Genomic DNA, 23,885 nt, shown 5'->3' with positions numbered 1-23,885 from the left:
TGCGCACTCGACGCCGGGGCGCGGTCATGAGAAACGCCCGCGCGTGACGAACGAGACGGCCGTACACCCTGGGACGCCATCGGGACAACCCGCTCTGGGGCTGTTGCAGCTGACGTGGCCCATCTTCCTCGAGTTCCTGCTGTTCATGATGATGGGCACGGCGGACACGCTGATGCTCAGCGGTGTCTCCGACGATGCCGTCTCCGCCGTCGGCGTCGTCAATCAGTACATCTTCCTGTGCATCCTCATCATGGAGGTCATCAGCAACGGTGCCTCCATCGTCGTGGCCCAGTACATCGGCGCCCGGAGGGCTCAGGAGGCCGCACGGATCTCCGCCGTCGCCATCACGCTCAACTTCCTGCTCGGGCTCGCCGTCAGCGCGGGCCTGCTGCTGTTCGGCGACGCCATCCTGACCCACATGAACCTGCAGGGTCCGGTGCTCGCCCATGCGCGCACGTACATGGGCATCGCGGGTGGATTCCTCTTCATCCAGGCGCTCATCAACGTCTTCTCCAGCCTGATCCGCACCTACGGCTTCACCCGGCAGTCCATGTACGTCTCGCTGGGCATGAACGTGGTGCACGTGCTCGGCAACTCCCTGCTCATCTTCGGCAAGGCCGGCTTCCCGGAGCTGGGCGTGGCCGGCGCCGCCATCTCCACCGTGCTGAGCCGCTCCGTCGCGCTCGCCGTCTTCATCTGGATGCTCTACCGGGTGATGGATGTCCGGATGGCGCCTCGGGATTACGTGACCTTCCCCGGCGACTACATCCGGAAGATCCTCAAGGTGGGCGTCCCCTCCGCCGTCGAGCAGATGACCTACCACGCGTGCCAGACGGTGTTCCTGTACTACGTCACCTGGCTCGGCTCCGCGGCCCTGGCGTCCCGGCAGTACGCCCACGCCATCTCCCAGTATGTCTTCCTGTTCAGCCTCGCCATCGGCATCGGGACGTCCATCCTCATCGGGCGGCTGGTGGGGGCCAACCGCCGGGACGAGGCGTACCGGCAGGCCCTGCGCAGCCTGAAGTGGGCCGTGGCCATCACCGTCCTGGTGGACGTGGTCGCCATCTTGCTGCGCAAGCCCCTCGTCGGGCTGTTCACGGTCAATGACGACATCCTCCGGCTGACGTCCCAGGTCATCGTCCTGGGCCTCCTCCTGGAGACGGGGCGCTCCTTCAACCTCGTCCTGGTGAATGCCCTCCGGGCCGCCGGGGACGCCACCTTCACCGTGTACATGGGCTTCCTGTCCATGGCCTGCCTGAGCCTGTCCCTGGGCTACTTCTTCGTCTTCAAACTGAACCTGGGACTGGCCGGCGTCTGGCTCGCCGTGGCGGCGGACGAGTGGACGCGGGGCATCGTCTTCTGGTTCCGCTGGAGGAGCCGGGCCTGGGAGCGGAAGTCGCTCGTCGGACCGGCGGTCGAGCAGCCCGCCACGGTGGCCGCGGCCGGTTGAGGACCCCTTCCGTTTTGTGGGGGAACTCCCTCCGGCCTGTCTAGAATGGGTTTCCGATGCGAACGCGCAGGCCCCTGGTCGTCATCGATGCTCTCGCCTCGCTGGCCACCGCCTTCAAGGACATCTTCCCCGGCAGCACCACGTCCTCGCTCTCGTCGGACGAGCTCGCCGCGCACGTGGAAGAGCTCGGCCCGCGCGCCGCGCTCAAGCCCAAGGTGCTCCCGCTCGACGAGCGCCGCCTCGCCGCGCTCCTCTACTTCGATCAGCCCACGCCCCAGGCCGGACTCCTCATCGACCTGCGCCGCCCCGTGCGCGTGAGCGACAGCCACTTCGCCCGCTCCTTCTGCCGCGTCTTCAATGACGACCTGACCCACGTCAGCTCCGCGCGCTCCCTCGACGAGCACTGGGCCGCGCTCGAGCAGACGCGTCTGCGCCGCGCCGTGGCCCGCTACCTCAACTACCGGCCCCACAAGATGTCCAACTGGGTGCGCGCCATGGAGGACTCCATGGCCCTCACCTACGAGGGCCGCAACGTCCGCCACTGCCTCATCATCGCCCGCAAGGCCAACCGGCTCGTCCAGAAGCTCCAGAACAAGTTCATCCCCCTGCCCGGCGGCCTCTCCATCGAGAACGCCCTGCTGAAGGAGAAGTGGATCCGCACCGTCGTGGACGGCCGCCGCGTTGGCCTGCTCGCCAGCATGCAGTCCGGCTCCATCATCGGCTTCATCTCGCTGGCCGAGGTGGACCGCAATGACGCCGCCCTGCGCTACGCCCCCCACGAGACGCTCGTCCCCGTCCAGGCCGTGCTCGCCCATGCCGCCCACGACGTGGCGCTGGTGACCTCGCCCCAGAACGACCTCTTCATCCTCAGTGGCAAGGGCTCCGTCTTCCAGAAGTCCCACGGCCACTGGCGCGTGCTCGACTACGAGGCCCTCCACGAGCGCATCTCCGCGCGCTTCCGCGAGGACGTCGTCATCGGCGTGCTCCGCGCCGCCATGGACCTGGCCTACGAGCGCACCGGCGCCCTCTTCTGTCTGCTCGACTCGCGCCAGGAGCTCACCGATCTCATCCCCGACCACGGCCACCCCCTGGCCGCCAACAGCCACCTGCGGCGCAGTCTCCGCGGGCAGAACATCTCCATCTGGGCCCAGCGCCAGGTCATCACCGCCGCCGCCGCCACCGATGGCGCCGTCGTGCTCGACCAGGACGGCAGCGTGCTCGACATCGCCTGCATGGTCTCCAGTCCCAAGGAGATCGCCCGGCTCGGCGTGCGCGAGCCCAGCATGCCCGGGGCCCGTGCCCTCGCCGCCTGGCGCGCCAGCTTCCGCGGCGTGGCCATCAACGTCTCCGAGGACGGCCCCATCACCGTCTACGAGCGCGGCGCGGAGATCGGCCGCATCGGCTGAGCCGCCCCGCCCGCTCCCCGGGCTTCCGGCCAGGGGCCGTGTCCGTTCCGTCCGCGCGTCCCACCGGCGGCTCGGTTACGCTCCGCGCCCGCCTCGGGGCCCGTGCGCCCCCACCCGTCTGGAGCCGTCGTGAAGTCCTTCGTCATGGTCGCCCTGGGGACCCTCCTCTGGGGATGCTGGCCGCTCGTCCTGCGGCCCGCGGGGCTCTCCGGCCCTCAGAGCGCCCTGCTCGTCATGGCCGTCATGGCCCTGCCCGCCCCCTTCGTCTTCCGCCGCGAGGCCTTCCGCGACCGCCGCGCCACCCTCGCGCTCGGCGTCCTCGCGGTGTGCGATGCCGCCAACGCCGCCCTCTACTTCGCCGCCGTCCAGCGCGGGCCCGTCACCGTCGCCGTCCTCACCCACTACCTCGCCCCCCTCCTCATCGCCCTCGCCTCCCCCTGGATCCTCCACGAGCGCCGCTCCCCCCGCGCCCTGCTGGGGGCGCCGCTGACCCTCGTGGGGCTCGCCCTCATCCTCGGCACTCCCCAGGGCGGCCTCGCCGACCCCTGGACCGCCCTCCTCGGCGGCGCCAGCGCCTTCTTCTTCATGGCCAACGTCCTCGCCTCCAAGGAGGCCGCCCGCTCCTTCTCTCCCCTGGCCATCAACTCCCTCCACTCCGTCCCCTCCGGCCTCCTCCTGTTGCTCTTCTTCGGACGCGGCGCATTGCCTCCCGCACTCGACGCCCGTGCGCTTCAGGTCGCCGCCGGTACCCTTTTGTGCGGCATCGCCGGCAACAGCCTGTTCTATGCCGGACTCCGCCACGTCCCCACCGCCACCGCCGGCGCCCTCACCTACCTGGAGCCCCTCACCGCCGCCCTCGTCGGCGTGCTCGTCTTCGGCGAGGCCCTCGGACCCCTCGGGCTGCTGGGTGGGGTGATTGTCCTCGCCTCCGGCGCCTGGGTCGCCAGTGAGGCACGGACTCCTGTGCAACCTGTTGCGGCTCCCACGGGTACGGGGTGACCCGTGAGGTTCGGGGAAACGGAGTGAGGCACGGAGTGGAGAACGGGGACGCATACCCTCACCCCGACCCTCTCCCGGGGGGAGAGGGAGGAGTTGTTGAGTGGGGGTCTTGGGTGGGGATTCCTACTTCTTCAGTTGCTTCTCCAGCGCGGCCCGGACCTCCGCGGTGAAGCCCCCCAACAGCTGGCTCCCCGTGTCGATCAACGGTCTGCGCACGTGGTTCGGGTTCGCCGCCAGGTGCTTCACCAGCTCCTCCTCCCCCAGCGCCGCCAGCTCCCCCTTCCTCTTGGGGGCGATCAGCTCCCGGACCCCTCCCATCCTCGCCGCCAGCGCCCGGACCTCGGCCTCGCTCAACGGCTTCTTCACCAACTCCCGGACTTCCGCCCGCACTTCTTTCTGCGCGAGAAACTCCCGCGCTGACTTACAACCCGTTCAACCGTTCTTGATATAGAGCGTGATGGACATGCCTCCCGTGTAGCAGTCCCCTCGCACTCCCTCAATTCCCCGCTTGCGCTCCAGGCCGGGGGAGTGGTCCTCTTTGGCTGGCCCCGTCCGTGCCCGCGGGAGCAGTACCCTCATGGAACCCTCCGTCGATAGCCGCGAGTACCGCGTCGTCTTCTTCTGCCCGACCTCGAGCGCCCAGCTCGAGCACATCGAGGCTCCCGTGCGCCGCGTCCTCACGCGCATCTCCGCCCCACCCGCCGAGCTCGCGCCCCTCGAGGCCGCCGGCACGCTCGGAGAGGCCGGCTGGCGCGTCTACCTGGTGCGTTCCATGACCGAGCGCTCCGCCGCGCACGCCCTGGCCGCCCATGTCACCGAGGCCGCCTCCGCCATCGCCACCGAGCTCGACACCGAGGTGCTCGGCCTCTACGTGGACGTGGGCAGCGACTCGGCCCGCATCTGCCGCTGCCTCCCCGACGAGAGCCCCGAGACCTTCGCCGGCCGCCGCCGCAACGTGCTCGACCGCACCGCCGAGTGGCTCGACGTCAACCCGGCCAGCCTCTCGGCCCTCTTCCACCTCGGCCTGGAAGCCGACGAGGAGATGGACGCCGAGGACCGCTTCGTCGAGTCCAAGCTGCGCGAGGCCCGCGAGTTGATGCAGCGTTATCGTCAGGGCAAATGAGGTCCCGTACCCCGGCGGATCTCGCCGGCCGCTGTCCCGGTTGCTACCTGCCCACCGCCCTCTGCCTCTGCGCCGAGGTGCCCCGGTTGGAGACGCGCACCCGCTTCCTCGTCATCCGTCACAACAAGGAAGCCAACAAGTCCACCAACACGGCGCGGCTGGCGGGGCTCGCCCTCACGCAGTGCCACATCCTCACCTATGGGGCCCCGGGCCAGCCCCCCTTCGACGTCTCGGTGCTCACCGCGCCGGGCACCTGGCTGCTCTTCCCGGATGCCCAGCCGCCCCCTCCCGGCACGCCTCCGCCCGAGCGGCTGGTGGTGCTGGATGGCAACTGGACCCAGGCCCGGCGCATGTACCAGCGCCTCCCCGAGCTGCGCCGCCTGCCGGGGCTCTCCCTGCCTCCTCCCCGCCCGGAGTCCCGGCGCCTGCGCCGCTCGCCCCACCCCTATGGCATGTCCACCGTGGAGGCCATCGCCGGGGCCCTCTCCGTCCTCGAGGGCGAGGAGGTGGCCCGCCCCCTCTACGCCCTCCACGAGCTGATGATCGACCGGGTGCTCACCGCCCGGGGCCGGCTCGACGACGACGAGGAGTGAGCCTCGCCGCGGTGCGCCATGGCCGGCGCGGCCAGTTGACCGAGTGTCGAGTAGACGTCACGGACACACTCCCAGTGGTAGTGTGGGCGGCGCGATGCAGAAGCTCATCTTCGATTACACGGTGCAGAGCAATCTCCGGGTGCTGGGACAACCCGTACCGCCCGAGCACCTCTCCGGGCTGACGGCGCTGGGAGTCGATCCGCGCAAGCCGCTGCTGCCCGCGTACCCGGTGGAGACGTACACCGCGCTCATCGACTTCATCACCGGGCGGCTCTGGCCGGACATGCCCCAGGAGGAGGCGGGCTTCGAGCTGGGCCGGGCCTTCATGCGCGCCTACCAGGAGACGCTGATGGGCAAGGCGGTGTTCTCGGTGACGAAGCTGCTCGGGCCGCACCGCACGCTCGAGCGCATGAGCCGCAACTTCCGCAGCGCCAACAACTACACCGAGACGCGCCTGCGCAAGGTGGGGCCGAGCACCTACGAGCTGTGGTTCAACTACGCCCTGCGCACCGCCTACTTCCGGGGCCTGCTCACCGAGGCCCTGGAGCGGGCGGGTGCGAAGGGGATCTTGGTGACGCTCGCCGCCAGCGGTCCCAGCGGCGAGGCCACGTTCCGGATCTCCTGGACGGAGTAGGCCCGGCGACCTCCAGCCAGGAGACCCTCCGGGCCCGAGCGCGAGCAACTGGTCCGACTGTCGGACCAGTTGGTGAAGCGCGCGACCGGAGGGCGGGCTGGCTCAGAAGCGGAAGTTGCCGTCGTTGAGCGTGGTGGTGCTGCCGCAGGCCGCCGTGGTGGCCTCGCGGTTGCCGCTGGAGGTGGGCGCGTTGCTCTCCCACACCACGGCTCCCGTGCTGGCGTTGTACTTGATGTACTTGTACTGGATGGCGGTGGAGGGGCCGAGGTTCACCGTGCCGGTCCAGGTGGCGTTGGCGCCCGTGCCCTGGATGGTCAGCTTGAAGCTGTTGGCCGCAGTCCAGTTGCCGAGCTGCGTCTGGTTGCCCACCACGTAGAGATCCTGCCCGAAGGTGGTGTTGGCGTTGGCGATGCTGAAGGTCACCGGCACCGTGGTGCACGTGCCGCCACCGCCCGTGGTACCCTTGGTCCACACCGCGTAGCCCGAGCCCGAGGCGGCCAGCGTCCAACCCGTGCCCGGATCCCAGGCCGTGCCGCCGATCTTCATCGCCGTGTTGCCATTGATGATGGCCGCGTACAGGCCGTTCTCCGCGCGCTGGATGGCCACCGTGGACGTCGAGGTGATGCCCTGCGCCTTGCGCACGTCCATCAGCGCCTTGATGGCGGCCTTGAGGTTCCAGTCGTAGATGTGCGCGTAGTACACCGAGGGGATGCCCGGGTGCGTGAGCACGTAGGCATAGCCCTGCATCACCTTGTCACAGGGCACCGGCCAGTGGTTCTGCCCGTTGCCACAGGACTCGCTCGGGCCGGTGTCGTGGTTGTCCACGAACGTCACCATCTTCTGCGCCCACCAGCCGATGCCGCCCGCCGGCTTGCCCGCGGAGTCCTTGAGCCGGCCGTACTCGTTGTAGGTCAGCGCCTGGTTGAGCAGGCCCTTGGTGGTGAAGTCGAACGCGCCGCACGCGCCCTGCGTGCCGTCCACCCAGTTCACCAGCAGCTGCCGGTGCGCATCCACGTTGGCGTAGTTGAGGTCCGTCCAGATCTCCCCCACGCAGAAGTCCGGCTGCATGGCGTCGTGGTAGAGCTTCGCGTAGCTGGCGCCGTAGCCCTTGGAATAGTCGTAGCGGATGCCGGTGAAGCCCACGCCCTTGAGCCGGGTGCTCAGCCAGTTCTTGATGTCCGTCTGGACGACGGAGTTGGTGTGGTCGATGTCGCGCGCGGCGCCGTAGCTGTCGCCCGTGTCCGCGGCGCCCGTGGAGCAGTTGCACTCGTCACCGGCGGCGACGGCGTACGTGCCCCAGGAGGGGTTGGTGAAGTCGTACCAGCCGGTCGTCCCCACGCGGTGGTTGATGACCACGTCCGCCACCGACTTGATGCCCGCGTTGGTGAAGGCGGTAATGGCGTTCTTCAGATCGGTCTCGCTGCCATAGCGCGAGTTGAGGACGTTGAGCTGGCGCGGCAGGTAGCCCTGCGTGGAGCTCGCGTCGGAGGGCGGCGGGAGCCACACGTGGGTGAAGCCCATGGCGCCCAGGTCGCCCGCCTTGCCCTGCAGGACGTTGTACCAGTTGGGGCTGGTGGCGTTGGCCGAGTTCCAGTGGAACCCCTGGACCATGATGGCCGTACTGGCCTGGGCCTGCTGGGTGGCCGCGGTGGCTTGTTCCGCCGGAGCCAGCAGGGCAAGCGCCAGCGCGGCGCACGACGACAACGTGGAGCGGTTCATCGCGAGTCTCGAATGTCGGGGAGGGGGGGGAGCGAGGGCGAGCGGTCCCCGTTCACCACTTTCGCCGGGCGCCACTTGATAGGCGCACCCTGCGTGAAGTCAAGCGAGCCCCGGAATCTCGAGACCCCCAAAAAAGACCGCGGCCCGCTCCCCGATGCCCCCCGGCATCAAGAAGCGGGCCACGTAGAATCCCGCGTGCCCCCCCGGACCTCGCGGGAATCCGGAGGCGCCTCCCCCCTTTGTACTGAAAGGCGCCTCTGGGGTATGTCCGGCTCCGCAGTGCAAGCCCCCTCGCTCGGCGAAACCGCCCCCCGTTTCTGAAAGCACCTTCTCACGGCCCTACTTCCCGCGCTGTGAGTTGGCTCACTCCAACGGTGTGAAGCATTTCACACCCCCCTCCCCGGCCCACACCCCCGGTACGGGCAGGCAGGGGCCCGGCGGCGGAGACAACCCCCCGGAATCACACTCCCCACTTCGGTGGAAGGAGGCAGGTGCGATACCGTTGGGCTCCCGGACGGTCTTTTCCCCCAGGAAGGTACATGCTGCGCCCCCTTCTCACGAGTCTCGCGCTGGCCCTCGGCCTCGTCGCATTCACCGCGTCGGCGGCGGAGCCCACCCCCCAAGCCCTGCCCTCCCGGGAGGAGCGCCTGGAGAGCCTGGCCCGTTTGTGGGGTCAGGTGCGCTACCGCCATCCCGCCCTGGCCTACAAGAACATCGACTGGGATGCCGCGCTCGTGGCCGCCATTCCGAGGGTGGAGGCAGCAAAGGATCGCGCCGCCTACGCCGCGGCCGTGCAGGACATGCTGGACGCGCTGAAGGATCCCGCCACGCGCATCCTCCGCCCCGACGAGCAGCAGGAGGGCACGCAGAAGGCCCCCTCGGCCCCGGTGCGGGAGCTGCGCAGTTGGGAGTCCAAGGATGTGCTCGTGCTGGACCTGCGCGCCGTGAAGGACGCGGCCGTCGATTTGCGCCCGGACATCTCCAAGGCCAAGGCCGTCATCGTCGACCTGCGCGCCCGCGGCCTGGAGCCCAACACTGTCTGGTCCATGTCCGCGGCGCTCGGCAGGCTCCTGCCGTACCTGCTGAGCGAGGAGCTGCAGGTGCCCGGGGAGCGCACGGTGTTCCACTCGGGCTTCCGTCCCCAGTCGCTCGGCGGGACGAGCGGCGGCTACACCACCTCGTTCCTCACCACGGCGGGCGAGGAGCTCTCCCCCAAGGGCGATGGCAAGGCGCGCCCGGTCATCTTCCTGCTGGATGACAAGTCGTACCTGGACCCGCGCGCCCTGACGATGAAGGCCCAGGGGCTGGCGCAGCTCGTCACCGAGGGCCGGCTGGACGACGGCGCGGTGGTGGAGCAGACGCAGGTGGAGCTGGGCGCGGGGCTGACGGCCTCGGTGCGCCTGAGCGAGCTGGGCATCCCCATGCGCGCGGACGCGGTGCTGCCCAAGCGCGCGCGCTCGGACAAGGACGAGACGCTCCAGAAGGCGCTGGACCTGGCGAAGAAGCCGGCGAAGAAGGGCAAGGCGGCGCGCGAGGCGGAGCTGCCCCCCGCCCGGTGGCAGCCGGACCGCAAGTACGAGGAGATGCTCTACCCGAGCCGCGAGTACCGCCTGCTCGCGCTCTTCCGGGCCTGGAACGTCATCCACTTCTTCTACCCGTACAAGCACCTGCTCTCGCGGGACTGGGACGGCGCGCTGAGCACGTTCATCCCGAAGTTCGAGAAGGCCAAGGACGCGGCGGAGTACGCGCTCGCGGTGGCGGAGCTGAGCACGCTGGTGCAGGACGGGCACACCCACCTGCGCGGCCACCCCGAGCTGGAGAAGCGGGGCATCACCGGTGTGAACGCTCCCTTCGAGGCGATGGAGATCGACGGCGTGGCGGTGGTGATGAACGTGTGGAACGCCGAGGCGGCGCCGGGGCTGGCGCGGGGCCAGGTCATCGACACGATCGACGGCAAGCCGGTGGCGGAGCGGATGAAGGCGCTGGAGCCCTATGTGACGGCCTCGCACCCGGTGCACCTGCGGCACCGCCTGCTGGCCAAGGCGCTGGCGGGGCCCGAGGGCTCCCAGGCGACGCTGGGCGTACATGACGCCAGCGGGCAGGCGAAGCAGGTGCGCTTCACCCGGAGCATCCAGTCGCTGCAGAAGCCCAAGCAGGGCGAGCCGTACCGGATGCTGGCGGACAACACCGGCTACGTGGACCTCACGCGCCTGCAGACGTCCGAGGTGGCGGCCATGTTCGAGAAGCTCAAGGGCACGCGGGCCATCATCTTCGACATGCGCGGCTACCCGAACGGGACGGCCTGGTCCATCGCGCCGTACCTCAACACGCGCAAGGCGCGCCACGCGGCGGTGTTCGAGCGCAACGTCGTCTCGGCGTCCGAGACGAATGGCCGGTACAAGTTCATCCAGGAGCTGCCCAAGGCGGACGTGCCCCTGTACCGCGGCCGGACGGTGATGCTCATCGACGAGCGCGCCATCAGCCAGTCCGAGCACACGGGCCTGTTCTTCGAGGCGGCCAACGGCACCACGTTCATCGGCAGCCCCAGCGCGGGCGCCAACGGCGACATCACGGACATGGTGCTGCCCGGCGGCATCTCGATGATCTTCACCGGCCACGACGTGCGGCACGTGGACGGCCGCCAGTTGCAGCGCGTGGGCCTGAGGCCCCAGGTCTACGTGCGGCCGACGCTCGCGGGCATCCAGTCCGGCAAGGACGAGGTGCTGGACAAGGCGCTCGAGTACCTGAAGGGCAACAGCGCCGCGGTGGCTGGCGACTCGTTCCGGTAGCGGCACCGGCGCACCAATCCCCCAACCCCGGAGAGAGACATGCCGACCCTCATCCCCGCTCCCACGCGCGTCACCGCCGCGGGCAACAAGCCCAAGCTGATCGACGAGTACGTGGGGCGGGTGAACACGAAGCAGGCCGAGCTCAGCGTCGCCCACATGCGCAGCCCCGGCGGGTGGCTGGAGCCCGGTCAGACGCCCGAGTTCCGGGAGATCACCGTCGTCATCAGGGGCGTGCTGCGCGTGGAGCACAAGGGTGGCCAGCTGGACGTGCGCGCGGGCCAGGCCGTCATCACCGAGCCCGGCGAGTGGGTCCGCTACAGCACCCCCGAGGCCGATGGCGCCGAGTACATCGCCATCTGCCTGCCGGCCTTCTCGCCGGACACGGTCCACCGCGACAGCTGAGCCCGTTCACCCAGGTGCCCGAAGGGACCCATATCCCCTCTCCCCTCGGGAGAGGGGAAATTGGGCGCGGCTCAGCGCATGGGCCCACGCGCATTCCCCGCCATCAGTCGACCTTCTTCATCTCCACGACGAAGGAGCGCGGCTCGAGGAAGCCCGTCACCCTCGGGGCGCGCAGCATCTGCCCGTTGGACGAGATGAACGCCACCGTGGGCAGGCCCTCCACCCCGAAGCGCTCCATCAGCGCGTCCAGCGCGTCATCGCTGTTCGTCGCGTCCACCTTCACGTTGATGAAGCGCCCCGACTCGCTGATGACCTCGACGGCCGGGTAGGTCTCGCGATCCAGCTCCTTGCAGGCCGCGCACCACTCCGCGAAGAAGTCGATCATCACCGGCCGGCCCTCGCTCTTCGCACGGACCAGCACCTGCTCGAGCGCCTCGGGCGAGAAGCTCGCGCCCTTGGCCGGCAGCACCGCGTGCCACTCGAAGGTGGGCGCCTTGGGCGCCTCCATCAGCCCGAGCGACACCCACAGCGCGCCTCCCGACTTCGCGTCCATGGCGCCACCGCGCAGCACCAGCGCCACCACCACCAGCGCCACGCCGAAGCCCTTGAGGGTGAAGTCCCGCGCGCCCTCCTTGAAGGACAGGTGGATGGCCCCCACCAGCACGCCCACCACCGCCAGCACCGCCGCGATGAGCGCGCCCGGCGTCCGGCCCAGCTGCTCGGCCACGCCCTTCACCGCCCCACCCACCGTGGGGAAGCCGTCCCGGAGATACGAGATGGCGAGCGCCACCAGCACGATGCCCAGCACGCTCTTCACCCACTCCATCCACACCCCGCCGCGGGGCAGGCGCACGGTGAAGACGCCGATGAGGAAGAAGGGCACGCCAATGCCGAGCGCGTAGATGAAGAGCAGCGCCGCGCCGAGCCCCGTGCTCTGCGATTTGGCCACGAAGGCCAGCAGGCCCGTCAGCACCGGCCCGGTGCACGGAGCCGCGAGGAAGCCGGACACGCTGCCCATGAGGAAGGCGCCCGTGAGGCCCGAGCCGCCCACCGAGTTGAGCCGCTGCTGCAGCCCACCCGGCAGCGCCAGCTCGAAGGCGCCGAACATGGACGTGGCCAGCAGCAGGAGGAAGAGCGCCAGGCCCGTCACCACCACCGGACTGCCCAGCATCGAGCCAAAGGCCTGTCCCGTCTTCGCCGCCAGCACGCCCAACCCGCTGAACACCACCCCCATGCCGATGATGTAGGAGCTGGTCAGCACGAGCGCCTTGCCCCGGCCCTCGGCCTTGCGCGCCCCGAAGACGGACACGGTGATGGGGATGAGCGGGTAGACGCAGGGCGTCATCGCGGTGAGCAGACCCCCGGCGAACACCGCGGCCGCGCCGAGCGCGAAGCTGCCGGCCTCGAGGAAGCGCGCCGCGTCCAGCCCCGAGCTCGGGCCCGTGGGCAGAAGCAAGGGCACCACGGCCACGGCCAGCCCGAATACCGCCGCAATGAGTCCCACCTTCTTCTTCGCGTCCATGTCGCTCCTGTCGCCTCGCGCGGCCCCCTATATACGCGCGAGCGGCCGGTGGTTACACCCGAGGTTGCTCCCCAGGTGCGTGCCACCGCTCCTTCGTCCTACCCCCGCCCAGGCGGGCGGGCATCCCGAGGGGGCACGGCTCCTACACCCCCACGGGGGCCTACCCCTCCTTGCGCAGCACCAGCAGCTTCGACATGTACCAGCGCTCCGTCTTCACCGTCCGCAAACCGTGGCGCGCGAAGAGCTCCGGCAGGTTCAACCGCGTGTAGTCCTGGAAGTAGGGCTCGTTGAAGTACGTCTCGAAGTGCTCGAACGAGCCCTTCTCCTCGGCGTTGGCCTCCCCCTGCTGGATGGCATCCATGAACACAAGCGTCCCTCCGGGCTCCAGCACCCGCGCCATCTCCGCGGTGACCCGCTCGATGGCCGGCCGGGGCAGCTCGTGGAACAGCCAGATGCAGGTGACCAGGTCGAAACGGTCCGTCCACTCCGGCAGCATCTGCTCGGCGTTCATCTGCAGGAGCGTGGCCTTGCGGCGCAACAGCCGGGCCGCCTCCAGGTAGGACGGGGAGAGATCGATCCCCGTGTAGCGGTGCCGCCGGTTCTGCAACCACGCCTGGCTCATCCACGTCGCCGGGCCACACGCCACGTCGAGGATGTCCAGGTGGCTCCCCTCGGGAATCTGATCGATGACGCCCTGGCGCATGAGCCGGTTGGCGCCCATGAAGAGCAGGCGGATCTGCCACTCGTACGTCAGCGCCGCGCGCAGCGACAGGCCCCCGTTGGCCTGGTTGTGGAAGTCCGTGAGGTAGTAGTCCGGATAGGGGAACGCATCCTCCGGCTCCACCCGCAGCTCCTGCAGCCCGTAGCGCTGCTTGTGCCGCACGCGCCCGATGTCCGAGAGGATGGACCCGACGAACAGCGGCAGCGTGAAGAGATCCTCGCGCTCGGCCCGGGCCAGCGCCTCCCGCTTGCCGGGATCCGACAGCACGCGCTCGTGCAGCTCCAGGGCCCCGTTGAAGCTGTTCTTGAAGAAGGAGAGATCCACGCCATCGATGGGCAGCGCGGTGGCCCAGCCGGACATCAGCCCGCTCGCGTGAAGCCCCACCCGTCCCGCCGTGCGCAGGCGGGGCAGCACCTCCGCGAGCGGAGCTCCGAATTGCCCGAGTTGCGCCAATGAACGAGAAAGCGTGGAAATCGCGGTAGTCATGTGCCCCCAGTAACATTCCGGACTGACACGTCCAAGACAAACGTCACGGTCGCATGGAATGAGAAGAAGGGAGGAGCGCATGGGGCCAGAGAGGCGCTCGAGAGGCGCCTCGGTGCCAGGGGCTTGGAGCACCGAACGGTTCGAAGGCGATGTTCTGGATGGCGCATCGAGCTCCACGACAGCCCCAGGAGTTCCGGCTCGGGTCCACACCCATGGACAGAAATTTCCGATGGAGAACCGTCTTTGACGATTCCTGTGACGCTCGTGTGATGGTGTTCTTGAGATTGAGAGGAATTGCGAGAACGCGGTCCCGCGAAACGCAACTCCTCACACGGCCATCCGATAAGTCATTCAAGAAAGGACATCACCCACCATGAAGACATACGACTCGATCCCCCCCCCCTCCTGTCGCCGAAGGCGCCTGCCCCACCACGGCGCCTCTCCCCCCCACCACCGAGGCGCCCCTTCCACCGGAGTGGCGCCCTCCGCGGTGCAGCAGGCGCGCAACACCGATGCCTTCATCACCACGCCCGCCGAGGCGGTCCAGACGCCAGCCGCCACGCAGCGGCAGTGGACGTTGGCCCCCACCCTGGACAGCGTGCGCAAGGGCGGCGGGCTCGTCACCCTGAGACAGGGCATGGCGGGCGACAGTGTGATGGAGCTGCAGCGCATGCTCGGACTGCCCGCGGCGCAGCAGGACGGGAAGTTCGGCGAGGGGATGCGCGCGGCCGTGGACTCCTTCCAGAAGTCCGCTGGCCTCAAGGTGCCGCCCGGCCTGGAAGGTCAGGTGGGTGCCACCACCCTGCAGGCGCTGGAGAAGGCCGCCGTCGACCTGGACCAGGAGCTCGCCAGTCCCCGCTCCCTCATCTCCCGGGCCATCGGCCATGCCGAGGGCAACCTCGACGTCAAGGGCAACACCACCGGCGCCTACGACGGCCACACGGACGCGGGTAACGGCAAGCTGAACAAGGGAACCTTCTCCTACCAGCACGCAGCCACCACTCCGGAGCAGGCGGATCAGGCCCAGCTGGCCAAGTTCCGCGCCCAGCGGCCCACCTACGAGGCCGCCGCGCGCAACGCGGGCCTGGATCCCCACAACCCGCTGCTGGCCGCCGCCTACTTCGACACCTTCACCCAGTCCGAGGCCGCCGCCAACCTCCCCGGTGGCTTCCTGGATCAGCTGCCCGAGCTGGCACGCAAGGGCGTGACGCCGGAGAACATCATCGACATCCGCGTGCAGTCCTACGTGGACCCGTCCACCGGCCGGCTGGACGCGCCCGCTTTCGGCAATGATCCGGTGGATCTGCGCCGGGACCAGACGCGGCGCATGGACGCCATCGTTTCGGTGCTCCAGGGCGAGGGCAAGGGCGGCACCACCGGCCCCACCTCCCCGGCGCCGACGGGCTCGCCCTCGGCCTCCGGCCCGCTGTTGAAGAACGGTGCCACGGGCCCCGCGGTGGAGTCGTTGCAGAAGCAGCTCCAGCAGGCGGGCTTCGAGCCGGGCGGCACCGACGGCGTCTTCGGTCCGAGGACCGAGGCGGCGGTGAAGGCCTTCCAGAAGGCCAAGGGCCTCGACGCGGACGGCGTGGTGGGGCCGAGGACGAAGGCGGCGCTCGGCATGGCCCCCCAGGCGCCGTCCACCCCGTCCACCGGCGCCCCCTCGGCGGGTGGCACCACCCCGTGGACCCCGGCGCCGTCGCTGGCCGACGTGGCCAACGGCAAGGCCGTGCTCAAGCAGGGCATGCAGGGTGACAGCGTGAAGGACCTCCAGAAGCTGCTCGGCATCGAGGCGGACGGCAAGTTCGGCAAGGGGACGGCGGACGCCGTGGCGGCTTTCCAGAAGTCCCGCCTCCAAGTACCGCCGGGCATGGAGGGGCAGGTGGGCGGGACGACCCTGGAGACGCTCGAGAAGGCGGCGGCCTCCGGCCAGGTGGGAGCGGGACAGGGCTCCGTCAACGCCAACCACCCGCTCCTCCAGAAGCTGGCGACGGGCGCTCTGGACAACGGCCCCTACGGCATGTGCGTGGCGACGACGATCGGGAACATGGACAAGCTCGGGGTGCCGAACTTCCCGGGCGGCACCTCGGATGACCCCAACAACCCGCGCGGCGCGATGGTCCGGATGATGCGGGAGGGCGGCTGGACGTCGGTCCCGCTGCCCGGCTCGGAGCCCCGCAGAATCTCCAGCCCGGCGTTCGGCGACGTCACCGCCCATGTCATCCCGGCCGACGCGTACGAGCGGATGGCGCAGGCGGGACAGATTCCGAGCGGCGCCCTCATCTTCCAGACGCGGCATGGCTGGGACTACGACGGTGGCTCCACCGGCAACGACATGGGCATCGTGCGTGACAACGGCCGGGTGACGCACAACTTCGAGTCGATGGGCCCCATCATCTACGGCGACGCGAAGGAGGTCGTGCTCCTGGTTCCCAAGGACGCCCTCCAGTAGCACGCGGGCCGCCCACACGGAGCTCCAACACACCTCACCCGCCAGGGCCGCACCTGCAATGCAACCTTGCAGCTACCGCGTATGACGGACCGGCCCCACAGTCGAGGCATGGACGACCACACGCGCGCTCCTCGCCGTCTGCTCATGTTCCTGTCCACGGCCGTCGTGGCCATCGTGGTGCTCACGGGGCTCGTTCTCTCCACCCGCTCCACACCCAAGGCCTCGAGCGCCCCTGCTGGCCCCGGTGATCCGGTGCTGCGCGGCGAGACCGTCCGGCTGCTGATCGTCGGAGATCCCTTCGCGTCGGCGTTGGAGGAGGCGTCCACCGAGCTGGAGCAGCTCGCCGGGGGCAAGCTCGAGCTCGAGGTGGTCGGTTACGACGACGTGCGGCGGCTGACCCTTCGTAACGCCCAGGACAAGGTGAGCGCGTACGACCTGGTCAGCTTCGACGTGGTGTGGGCGGGCGAGTACGGCGAGCTGGGCGTGCTCCTGCCGCTGGAGGCGCTGATCGCCGGCTCGCGCACGCTGGTGGAGCCGGAGGACTTCCTGGACATCGCGTATGCCCAGAGCCGCTACCACGAGCACCAGCTCGGCCTGCCCATCCAGCCGCACCCGGAGCTGCTGTGGTACCGCGAGGATCTGCTCGCCGAGGACGGGCTGCGGCCGCCGCGTACCACCGAGGAGCTCCTCCAGGTGGCGCGGCACTACCACAAGCCGGAGGCCGGGCAGTACGGCATCGTCTGGAACGGACAGAGGGGCCAGGCCTTCGGCCAGCAGATGGCCCACTTCTATGCCGCCTTCGGCCAGCCGCTGCTGGACGGGTCGGGCCGGCCCACGCTGGACACGCCCCAGGGTGTGGCCGCGGCCCGTTTCGCACTCGAGCTGCTGAAGGTGTCACCGCCCGATGTCGTCAACACCGCCTGGGACCAGCGCCCACGGCGCATCGCGCAGGGCGCAGTGGCCATGACCTACGAGTGGGGTGCCCGTGCATTCCTCGTCGAGGAGTCAGCCGCCTCGACCGTGGCCGGGAAGATCGGCTACGTGGCGGCGCCCCATGCCCCCGGGGTGGACCCGGTGACGCCCATCGGCACCTGGAGCCTGGGCATCCCCGCCAACATCGGCCCCCGCGGGGAGCTGGCCTGGCGAATGCTCTCCTGGCTCACCTCGCGACAGGTGCTGAAGGTGCTGGCCCGGTATGGCAACGGCGGCATGCCGCGCAAGAGCCTGCTGCGCGACCCCCAGCTCGTCCGCCGCTACCCGGTGTTCTCCGTCGTGGACCAACTCTCCCAGGCCGGTCAGCTCCAGGACTGGATGCGTCCCGCCGTGCCCCAGTGGCCTCGGCTCGCGGAGCTCCTCGGGACCACCTACCACGACATGCTCCTGGGCCGGCTCACACCCGAGCAGGCGGCCGCCCAGGCCCAACAGCAGGCGGAGGCGCTGTTCACCCTCCGCGCCACGGGGCACTGAGATGACCCAGGGCCCTGCTGCTTCGCCCCGACCCGAAGGGCCCCCCCTCCCAGGACGTGCTCGAGCTCTTCCACACCCTGCTGCGCCGCTCGGGGGGGCTCTATGACGGCGTCAGCGTGCTGGAGCGCACCGGACAGGGGGAGCATCGAGTCGATGAACCGCTCGTCCAAGGGGTTGCCGCCGTAGAAAAAAGAAATACCGCTGGCGTCGTGACGATCCCCGTGACGCTCCCGTTGACGCGGGGGGGAGACAACGTTTTCCAGAGTGACGGACCTGTCCTGGCTGTAGCGCCTGGTACGGCTCTGGGCTCTGTCCCGCTGATGCGGCGGGGCCCCCCAACCACGGAGCGGAGAGCACATGAAGAAGATGACGAGACACATGACGATGGGCCTGGCGGCCACGAGGGAGCTCATCATGCACATGAAGAAGGGGTTGCTTTACGCGGCAGCGCTGATGTGTGTGTCCCAGGCGCTCGTTGGCTGCGGGACCGAGCCTGGCATCGAGGCGCAGCCCGCCACGGCCAGCGAGGTCCAGCAGCCGCAGCCCGAGGAGCTGGGCCAGCAGGAGTCAGGGCTGGCCGTGTCCGTGGGGGGCTGCGCCGGCAACCTGAAGTCGATCTATCGCTTCTACTCGTCGAGGCTCAACAAACACAATCACCCCACCACCGCCCTCCAGGATCCCTTTTACTGGGCTTACGAGTTCGTCATGGGTGCGCTCTTCGATGCGAACTTCGCGCCCTGCGGGGCCGTGCCGCTGTACAGCTCCTACGCGTACAGCAGAACTGACCAGCTGCTCACAACGAATTCGAGCGAGGGCGGCAGCTTCTACAGCACTCCAACGGTTGCTGGTTACTGCTTCCCGTTTCAGGCGCCGGGCACCATTCCCCTCTACCGCTACTTCAGCCCACAGGCGGCGGAGCACCTCTACACGATGAACTTCAACGAGTTGGGATACGGGAACGGCTACTACAATTACGAGGGTGTCACGTGCTATATCTACCCGCGTTACCAGTGCCCCACGACCGCGGATATCTGGCGGGGTGCAGGGCCCCAGGCCTGCGCGTGCAGCCCCTCCCAGGTCGCCGCCCATACCATCTGGGGGACCAACACCTACCTGGACTACTCCAACCCCTGCCAGGCGGCGGTGCACGCGGGCCAGCTGAGCAGCACCTACAGGCAAGGCACCATCCGCGTCACGCCCACCCCCGCGCAGTCGTCGTACCAGAGCTCGACGCAGAACGGCATCACCTCGAACGGCCATGGCTGGTATTACGGCAGCTTCACCGTCGCCGCTGAGCAGTGACACGCCGTCACGGCCTGGGGGAGGACTGGCCCGGTAGGGTGTCCTCCCCTGGGGTGTCCGCTCCGGGAAGGAGTCTGGAAGGTGTCGTCGGGAAGGTGTCGTCTGGAAGGTGTCAGGGGATTGCACAGTACACGCAAGCCATTGAACTCAATGGACAGGCGGAGTCCTCTGACACCTTCTTGCGGACTCAGCCGCGCCGCGGGGGGAGCTGGCTCTTGAGGGCCTCGAGCTGCTTGCGGTTCTCGATGGCCAGGGTGCGCAGCCGCACCGCCGTCTCCAGCGTGTCCAACAGCCGCCGCACGCCGCTGTCCTTGGAGAGGTAGCCAAACGGGCGGTGCTCGTTGATGACCTCGTACGGATCCTTCACGTCCTGGTAGGCGGAGTAGAAGATGACGGGCATGTCCGGCTGGCTCTTGCGTATCTCATTGCAGGCCCAGAAGCCGTCATGCCCCTTCATCTTGATGTCGAGGATGACGGCGCACACCTCGTCATCCACCGCGGCCACGCCCTCCAGGGCCGAGGCGAACAGCCGCACCTGGTAGCTGCCGGAGAGCAGCAGCGCCAGCGAGCGGCGGATGCCCGGGTCATCATCGATGATGACGACGCGGGGCAACTCGGAGGCGGCCGGCGTCTCGCGTGCTACATCCTGCCGTAGCAGCGCATCGAAGTCGTCGAAAGCCAAGGTTGCTCTCCAGGGGCGCCCCTCACGAGGGCCGTGAGCAACTCGTGACTTAACGTCCTCTCCCGGTACACGCAAGCCACAGGGGCTCGGCGCACCGCATCATCCCGCCAGCGCCTCGAGCACCTGCGAGACGAGCATGGGCAACTCGGGGGACCCGCCCGGCGGGCCAGACGCGCGCTCCCCCCCGAGCCGTCGCAGGACTCGCTCTCGGGTGACCGCGCTGGCCAGGGGGTGGGAGTGGATGGAGCGCAGGGCCTGCTCGAGCGGGGGCAGCGGCTCGGGCCGCGGGGACAGCTCCGCCAGGGCCACCAGCACCTCCAACACCAGCGGCACCGCGCCCACCTCCATGGCGGTGCGCAGCGCCCCGTCCAGGTGCGCCCGGGCCGCCGCCGGCTCGCCGCGCGCCAGGGCCACCCGCCCCAGTCCCAGCCGGGCCTCGGCCAGCCCCCGCCGCTCATTGAGCCGCTCGCACACCGCCCACGCCTCGGCGAAGCAGCCCCGGGCCCGCTCGGCCTCGCCGCGCAGCAGGGACACGGTGCCCTGGCCGCACAGCGCCGCCACCAGCGTGCCCGGGTGCCCCGTCTCCCGCCCCGCCCGCAGACAGGACTCGAAGCACGCCGCCGCCTCCTCCAGCCGCCCCTGCGCGGTGAGCACCCGGCCCAGCTCGGCCCGCGGGGGCACGCTGCCGCCCCCCGGCTGCTCCAACACCGCCAGCCCCTCGCGCAGGGCCCCCTCGGCGTCCTCCCACCGGCCCTCGAAGGCGAGCACCCCGCCCAGCCGCCCCAGGCAGGCGGCCAGCTCCCGCTCCTCGCCCAGGCGGCGGAAGGCCACCAGGCCGCGCGAGAGCAGGTGGCGGGCCTGGCGAGGCTCCCCGGAGAGGAAGAGCACCTCCGCCAGGTGGCGCCGGGCCACCGCCGCCCCGCGTGCCTCCCCCCGTGCCCGCGCCAGGGCCAGGCTGGTGCGCAGGCTCCAGCGCGCGGTGCCCAGCAGCCCCTGCGCCAGCGCCAGCCGTCCCGCGGTGACGAGCGCCGCCCCCAGCGCCGGGCTCGCGCCCCGCTCGCGCACCAGGCGCAGGCCCTCTTCCAGGAGGGCCGCCGCCCGCGCGTGCCCCGCCGACTCCAGGGCGAAGCGCCCCCGCCACACGAGCAGCCGCCCCCGGAGGAAGCGCTCCTCGGTGCCGCCCTCGGGCCGCACCCTCGCGGCCAGCTCCGCCAGCAACGCCTCGGCCTGTTGGAAGTGGCCCAGCTGCTCCTCCGCGGTGCACAGGCCCTCCAGCGCCCGGTCCACCAGCTCCAGCCGGCCCGCCTGGGCCGCCCAGGCCAGCGCCGCGCGCGCGTTCTCCAGCTCCACCGCCAGCGCCGCGAGCGCCTCGCCCCGCCCCCTGCCGTGCAGCTCCCCGCCCAGCCGCTCCAGCAGCGCGCTGTAGTGCTCGGCGTGCCGCTCCTGGGCGCGCCGCTCCTCCTCGGGTGCCGCCCGCAGGGCCTCTCCGGCATAGCGGCGCAGCAGCTCGTGCAGCACGTAGCGCCGCGTGGGCGTGCGCCGCACGAGGAAGCGCGCCGCCAGCGAGGAGAGCAGCGGCAGCGAGGCCTGCGCCACCTCCAGCGCCGCCGCCCGCGAGGCCCCACCGCGGAAGACGCTCAGCCTCCCCAACACCCCCTGCTCCTGGGGGGAGAGCCGCTCCCAGGCATGGAGGAAGACGGCGCGCAGGCTGCGGTGGCGCTCGGGGCCCGCCCGCGCGCCGGCCAGGAAGTCCAGGTCCCGCTCCACCTCCGCCGCTATCTCCTCCACCCCCAGGTGGCGCACCCAGGCCGCCGCCAGCTCCAGGGCCAGGGGCAGCCCCTCCAGCCGCCGGCACAGGCGCACCACGGTGGGCTCCTGCCCGGGCTCCAGACGGAAGCCGGCATTCACCCGGGTGGCGATCCGGACGAAGAGCTCCAGCGCGGCCCGGCCGGGCTCACCGGGCGCGGCGCCCTCCACGCACGGCAGGCCCTCGAGCTCCAGCTCCCACTCGCCCCGCACGCCCAGCCGCTCCTGGGAGGTGACGAGCAGCTCGAGCCCGGGGGCGCGCTCGGCCAGCTCCACCAGCAGCGGCGCCGCCCCGAGCAGGTGCTCCATGCCGTCGAGCACCAGCAGCAGGTGGCGCTCGCGCAGGTGCTCGAGGAGCTGGCCGAGGGTGTCTCCGTCACTGGCGGACTGAAGCCCGAGCGCCTCGGCGATGGCCGGCGCCAGCAGCTCGGCCGAGGTGACGGGCGACAGTGGCACCAGCCAGGCGCCGTCCTTGAAGCGGGGCGCCTGACGGCGGGCGGCCTCCAGGGCGAGGACGGACTTGCCCACGCCGCCGGGGCCGGTGAGGGTGAGCAGGCGGCAGTGCGGATCCTCCAGGCGCTGGGCGAGGGCGGCCAGCTCGGCCTCGCGGCCGACGAAGGAGGCCAGCGGGGCGGGCAGCGGGGAGGCGCGCGAGGGGCCTGGGGGCCTGGGCGGGAGGGGGCGGGAAGGGCCGCGGCCGGAGCGCAGCAGGGCGGCCAGCTCCTGCGTCTCCTGCTGGGGGTGCACGCCGAGCTCGGAGGCGAGCAGCGTGGCACAGGCCTCGTACTGTGCGAGGGCCCGCTCGTGCTGGCCGCACCCGGCATACAGGCGCATGAGGTGACAGTGGGCCTGCTCGTCCAGCGGCTCCACGTCCACCAGCCGCTGGGCGTAGGGCAGGGCCTCGCGAGGCTGCTCCGCCTGGACGTGGCGGGCGATGAGCTGCCGCAGGGCGTGGACGAGCCGGGTGTGCAGGTGCTCGGCCTGGGCGGCGTGCCACTCGAGGAAGGAGGAGCACCCGTCCAACTCCCGCTCGAAGCCCTGGAGGAAGTCGCCGCGCCAGAGGGCCACGGCCTCGGCGAGCTCCCGCGGGGAGGCGCTGGAGGCGCCGGTGAGCCGCTCGAAGCGCTCCACGTCCACCTCGACGGATTCACGGGCGGCGAGCTCCACGCTGGAGCCGTCCACGTCCAGCCAGTGCCCGCCCAGGGAGAGGTGGAGCTGCGACAGGGCGCCGCGCAGCGAGTCCATCCGCTGGGGGGCCTCGGTCTCGGGCCAGAGCAGGAGCGCCAGGGCCTCGCGGGTGTGGCGGCGGCGCGTGAGGGCCAGGTACGCCAGCAGCGCGACCGCCTTGTGAGGCACCCCCTCCACCGGGGTCCCTTTCAGCCGGAGCTCCAGCGGGCCGAGCAGGCGCAGGGCGAGGGAAGGCTGGCCCGCGTGGGCCTCCGCTCCTTGCGAGACAGCGGAGGGGGGAGGCGGGGCCACGGGCTCACGCCGCTCCCGGGCCACGGGCGCGGGGGGGGTACGGCCCTGGCTCAGCTCCGAGTGGAGGCGCCGGCACTCCTCTCCGGGGCGCACGCCCAGTTCCTCGGCGAGCGTGGTGCACAGCCGCTCGTACTGGCGCAGCGCCTCGGTGCGTTGTCCACTCCAGGCCAGCAGGCGCATGACGAGTGCATGGGCCTGCTCGTCGAAGGGCTCGAGGGCCACCAGCCGCCGGGCGAAGGGCAGGGCCCGCGCGAAGTGGCCTCGCGCGGCGTGGGCCGCGGCGAGCCGGCGCAGCACATCTCCCAGCCCACCGCGCAGATGCTCGGCCTGGGCCTGCTTCCACGCCTCGAAGTCCTCGCACCCCTTGAGCCGCACCCCCTGCAGCAGCTCGCCACGGTAGAGGGTGGCGGCCTCGGCCAGCTCCTCCAGCCCTTCCTCTGGCCCTGCTCCCTCCCGGAGCGAGCAGGCCGCGCGCAGTTGCTCGAAGCGGTGCACGTCCACCCAGGCCGTGGAGCCCACCGGCAGGGCCACCGTGTCGCGCTCCACCTCCAGCACCTCGGTTCCCAGCGCCTGGGCGAGCTCCCACAGCGCGGTGCGCAGCGAGGCGCGGGCCCGGGCCGGCTCGTGCTCGGGCCACAGCAGTCCCGCGAGCAGGGCGCGCTCCTGGCGCCGGCGCGTCAGCGCCACGTACGTCAGCAGCGCGAGGGCCTTGTGGCGGACGAGGGCAACCGGGGCGCCATCGCGCTCGATCCGGGGAAGCCCCAGCAGGTGAAACATGACAGCGGTCATTTCGGGACAATCTAATCGAGTCTCTCCCGGAAATCCCGGGAAGAGTCCCGAAAGGCGCCCATCCTGG

Annotated in this window: 17 protein-coding genes; 11 read left to right on the top strand and 6 right to left on the bottom strand. The window is 70.5% G+C overall.

Features of this window, described 5'->3' with window-relative positions:
- The first annotated feature begins 43 nt into the window (after nucleotides 1-43).
- The 3 genes from AC16DP_RS00825 to AC16DP_RS00815 all read left to right on the top strand — a co-directional run bounded on the left by AC16DP_RS00825 (nucleotide 44) and on the right by AC16DP_RS00815 (nucleotide 3,855).
- Nucleotides 44-1,450, top strand: coding sequence for an MATE family efflux transporter (locus AC16DP_RS00825; RefSeq protein WP_329727695.1), 1,407 nt, complete (start codon nucleotides 44-46; stop codon nucleotides 1,448-1,450).
- Between the two features lie 56 nt (nucleotides 1,451-1,506).
- Nucleotides 1,507-2,856: a hypothetical protein gene (locus AC16DP_RS00820; protein WP_329727694.1), complete on the top strand. Its 1,350-nt coding sequence runs from the start codon at nucleotides 1,507-1,509 to the stop codon at nucleotides 2,854-2,856.
- Between the two features lie 129 nt (nucleotides 2,857-2,985).
- Entirely contained in the window at nucleotides 2,986-3,855 is an 870-nt protein-coding gene (locus tag AC16DP_RS00815) for a DMT family transporter (protein WP_329727693.1), read from the top strand.
- 123 nt (nucleotides 3,856-3,978) lie between these two features.
- Here the strand turns inward: AC16DP_RS00815 and AC16DP_RS00810 are convergent, their stop codons facing one another.
- Nucleotides 3,979-4,221, bottom strand: coding sequence for an arsenate reductase family protein (locus AC16DP_RS00810; protein ID WP_329727692.1), 243 nt, complete (start codon nucleotides 4,219-4,221; stop codon nucleotides 3,979-3,981).
- A gap of 211 nt (nucleotides 4,222-4,432) precedes the next feature.
- On the opposite strand from AC16DP_RS00810, the gene AC16DP_RS00805 reads away from it, so the two are divergent.
- The 3 genes from AC16DP_RS00805 (at nucleotide 4,433) to AC16DP_RS00795 (ending at nucleotide 6,205) form a co-directional block, all read left to right on the top strand.
- Nucleotides 4,433-4,978 (top strand): hypothetical protein, encoded by a 546-nt coding sequence (locus AC16DP_RS00805; protein ID WP_329727691.1) that lies wholly within the window; start codon nucleotides 4,433-4,435, stop codon nucleotides 4,976-4,978.
- The gene (locus tag AC16DP_RS00800; RefSeq protein WP_329727690.1) at nucleotides 4,975-5,571 is read left to right on the top strand and encodes a tRNA-uridine aminocarboxypropyltransferase; all 597 of its coding nucleotides are present in this window, start codon (nucleotides 4,975-4,977) and stop codon (nucleotides 5,569-5,571) included. Before AC16DP_RS00805 ends, AC16DP_RS00800 begins: the two co-directional genes overlap by 4 nt.
- Before the next feature lie 94 nt (nucleotides 5,572-5,665).
- The gene (locus AC16DP_RS00795) at nucleotides 5,666-6,205 is read left to right on the top strand and encodes a DUF2378 family protein (RefSeq protein ID WP_329727689.1); all 540 of its coding nucleotides are present in this window, start codon (nucleotides 5,666-5,668) and stop codon (nucleotides 6,203-6,205) included.
- 102 nt (nucleotides 6,206-6,307) lie between these two features.
- Here AC16DP_RS00795 and AC16DP_RS00790 read toward each other — a convergent pair whose 3' ends face one another.
- Nucleotides 6,308-7,924: a carbohydrate-binding module family 20 domain-containing protein gene (locus AC16DP_RS00790; RefSeq protein WP_329727688.1), complete on the bottom strand. Its 1,617-nt coding sequence runs from the start codon at nucleotides 7,922-7,924 to the stop codon at nucleotides 6,308-6,310.
- A gap of 539 nt (nucleotides 7,925-8,463) precedes the next feature.
- Here AC16DP_RS00790 and AC16DP_RS00785 point away from each other — a divergent pair.
- A complete protein-coding gene (locus AC16DP_RS00785; RefSeq protein WP_329727687.1) occupies nucleotides 8,464-10,713 on the top strand; it encodes a S41 family peptidase in 2,250 nt (749 codons plus the stop codon).
- A gap of 39 nt (nucleotides 10,714-10,752) precedes the next feature.
- A complete protein-coding gene (locus AC16DP_RS00780) occupies nucleotides 10,753-11,115 on the top strand; it encodes a cupin domain-containing protein (RefSeq protein ID WP_329727686.1) in 363 nt (120 codons plus the stop codon).
- A 103-nt stretch (nucleotides 11,116-11,218) separates the two neighbouring features.
- On the opposite strand, the gene AC16DP_RS00775 is transcribed toward AC16DP_RS00780, so the two are convergent.
- Both AC16DP_RS00775 and AC16DP_RS00770 read right to left on the bottom strand, forming a co-directional pair.
- The gene (locus AC16DP_RS00775; protein ID WP_329727685.1) at nucleotides 11,219-12,637 is read right to left on the bottom strand and encodes a protein-disulfide reductase DsbD family protein; all 1,419 of its coding nucleotides are present in this window, start codon (nucleotides 12,635-12,637) and stop codon (nucleotides 11,219-11,221) included.
- A 160-nt stretch (nucleotides 12,638-12,797) separates the two neighbouring features.
- A complete protein-coding gene (locus AC16DP_RS00770; RefSeq protein ID WP_329727684.1) occupies nucleotides 12,798-13,844 on the bottom strand; it encodes a class I SAM-dependent methyltransferase in 1,047 nt (348 codons plus the stop codon).
- 475 nt (nucleotides 13,845-14,319) lie between these two features.
- Here AC16DP_RS00770 and AC16DP_RS00765 point away from each other — a divergent pair, with 475 nt between their 5' ends.
- From AC16DP_RS00765 to AC16DP_RS00755, 3 genes are all read left to right on the top strand, one after another.
- Nucleotides 14,320-16,293, top strand: a complete 1,974-nt coding sequence (locus tag AC16DP_RS00765) for a peptidoglycan-binding domain-containing protein (RefSeq protein ID WP_329727683.1) — start codon at nucleotides 14,320-14,322, stop codon at nucleotides 16,291-16,293.
- A gap of 108 nt (nucleotides 16,294-16,401) precedes the next feature.
- Entirely contained in the window at nucleotides 16,402-17,760 is a 1,359-nt protein-coding gene (locus tag AC16DP_RS00760) for an ABC transporter substrate-binding protein (protein ID WP_329727682.1), read from the top strand.
- 357 nt (nucleotides 17,761-18,117) lie between these two features.
- Nucleotides 18,118-19,062, top strand: coding sequence for an LCCL domain-containing protein (locus AC16DP_RS00755; protein ID WP_329727681.1), 945 nt, complete (start codon nucleotides 18,118-18,120; stop codon nucleotides 19,060-19,062).
- A gap of 187 nt (nucleotides 19,063-19,249) precedes the next feature.
- On the opposite strand, the gene AC16DP_RS00750 is transcribed toward AC16DP_RS00755, so the two are convergent.
- Together AC16DP_RS00750 and AC16DP_RS00745 are read right to left on the bottom strand one after the other, a co-directional pair.
- Nucleotides 19,250-19,744 carry a response regulator gene (locus tag AC16DP_RS00750; RefSeq protein ID WP_329727680.1) on the bottom strand — a complete coding sequence of 165 codons (495 nt, stop codon included), beginning with the start codon at nucleotides 19,742-19,744 and terminating at the stop codon, nucleotides 19,250-19,252.
- A gap of 99 nt (nucleotides 19,745-19,843) precedes the next feature.
- Entirely contained in the window at nucleotides 19,844-23,818 is a 3,975-nt protein-coding gene (locus tag AC16DP_RS00745) for an AfsR/SARP family transcriptional regulator (protein WP_329727679.1), read from the bottom strand.
- Nucleotides 23,819-23,885: the final 67 nt, after the last annotated feature.

The organism is Archangium sp. (assembly GCF_057119385.1).
This window is presented reverse-complemented; position numbering and strand designations above follow the sequence as displayed.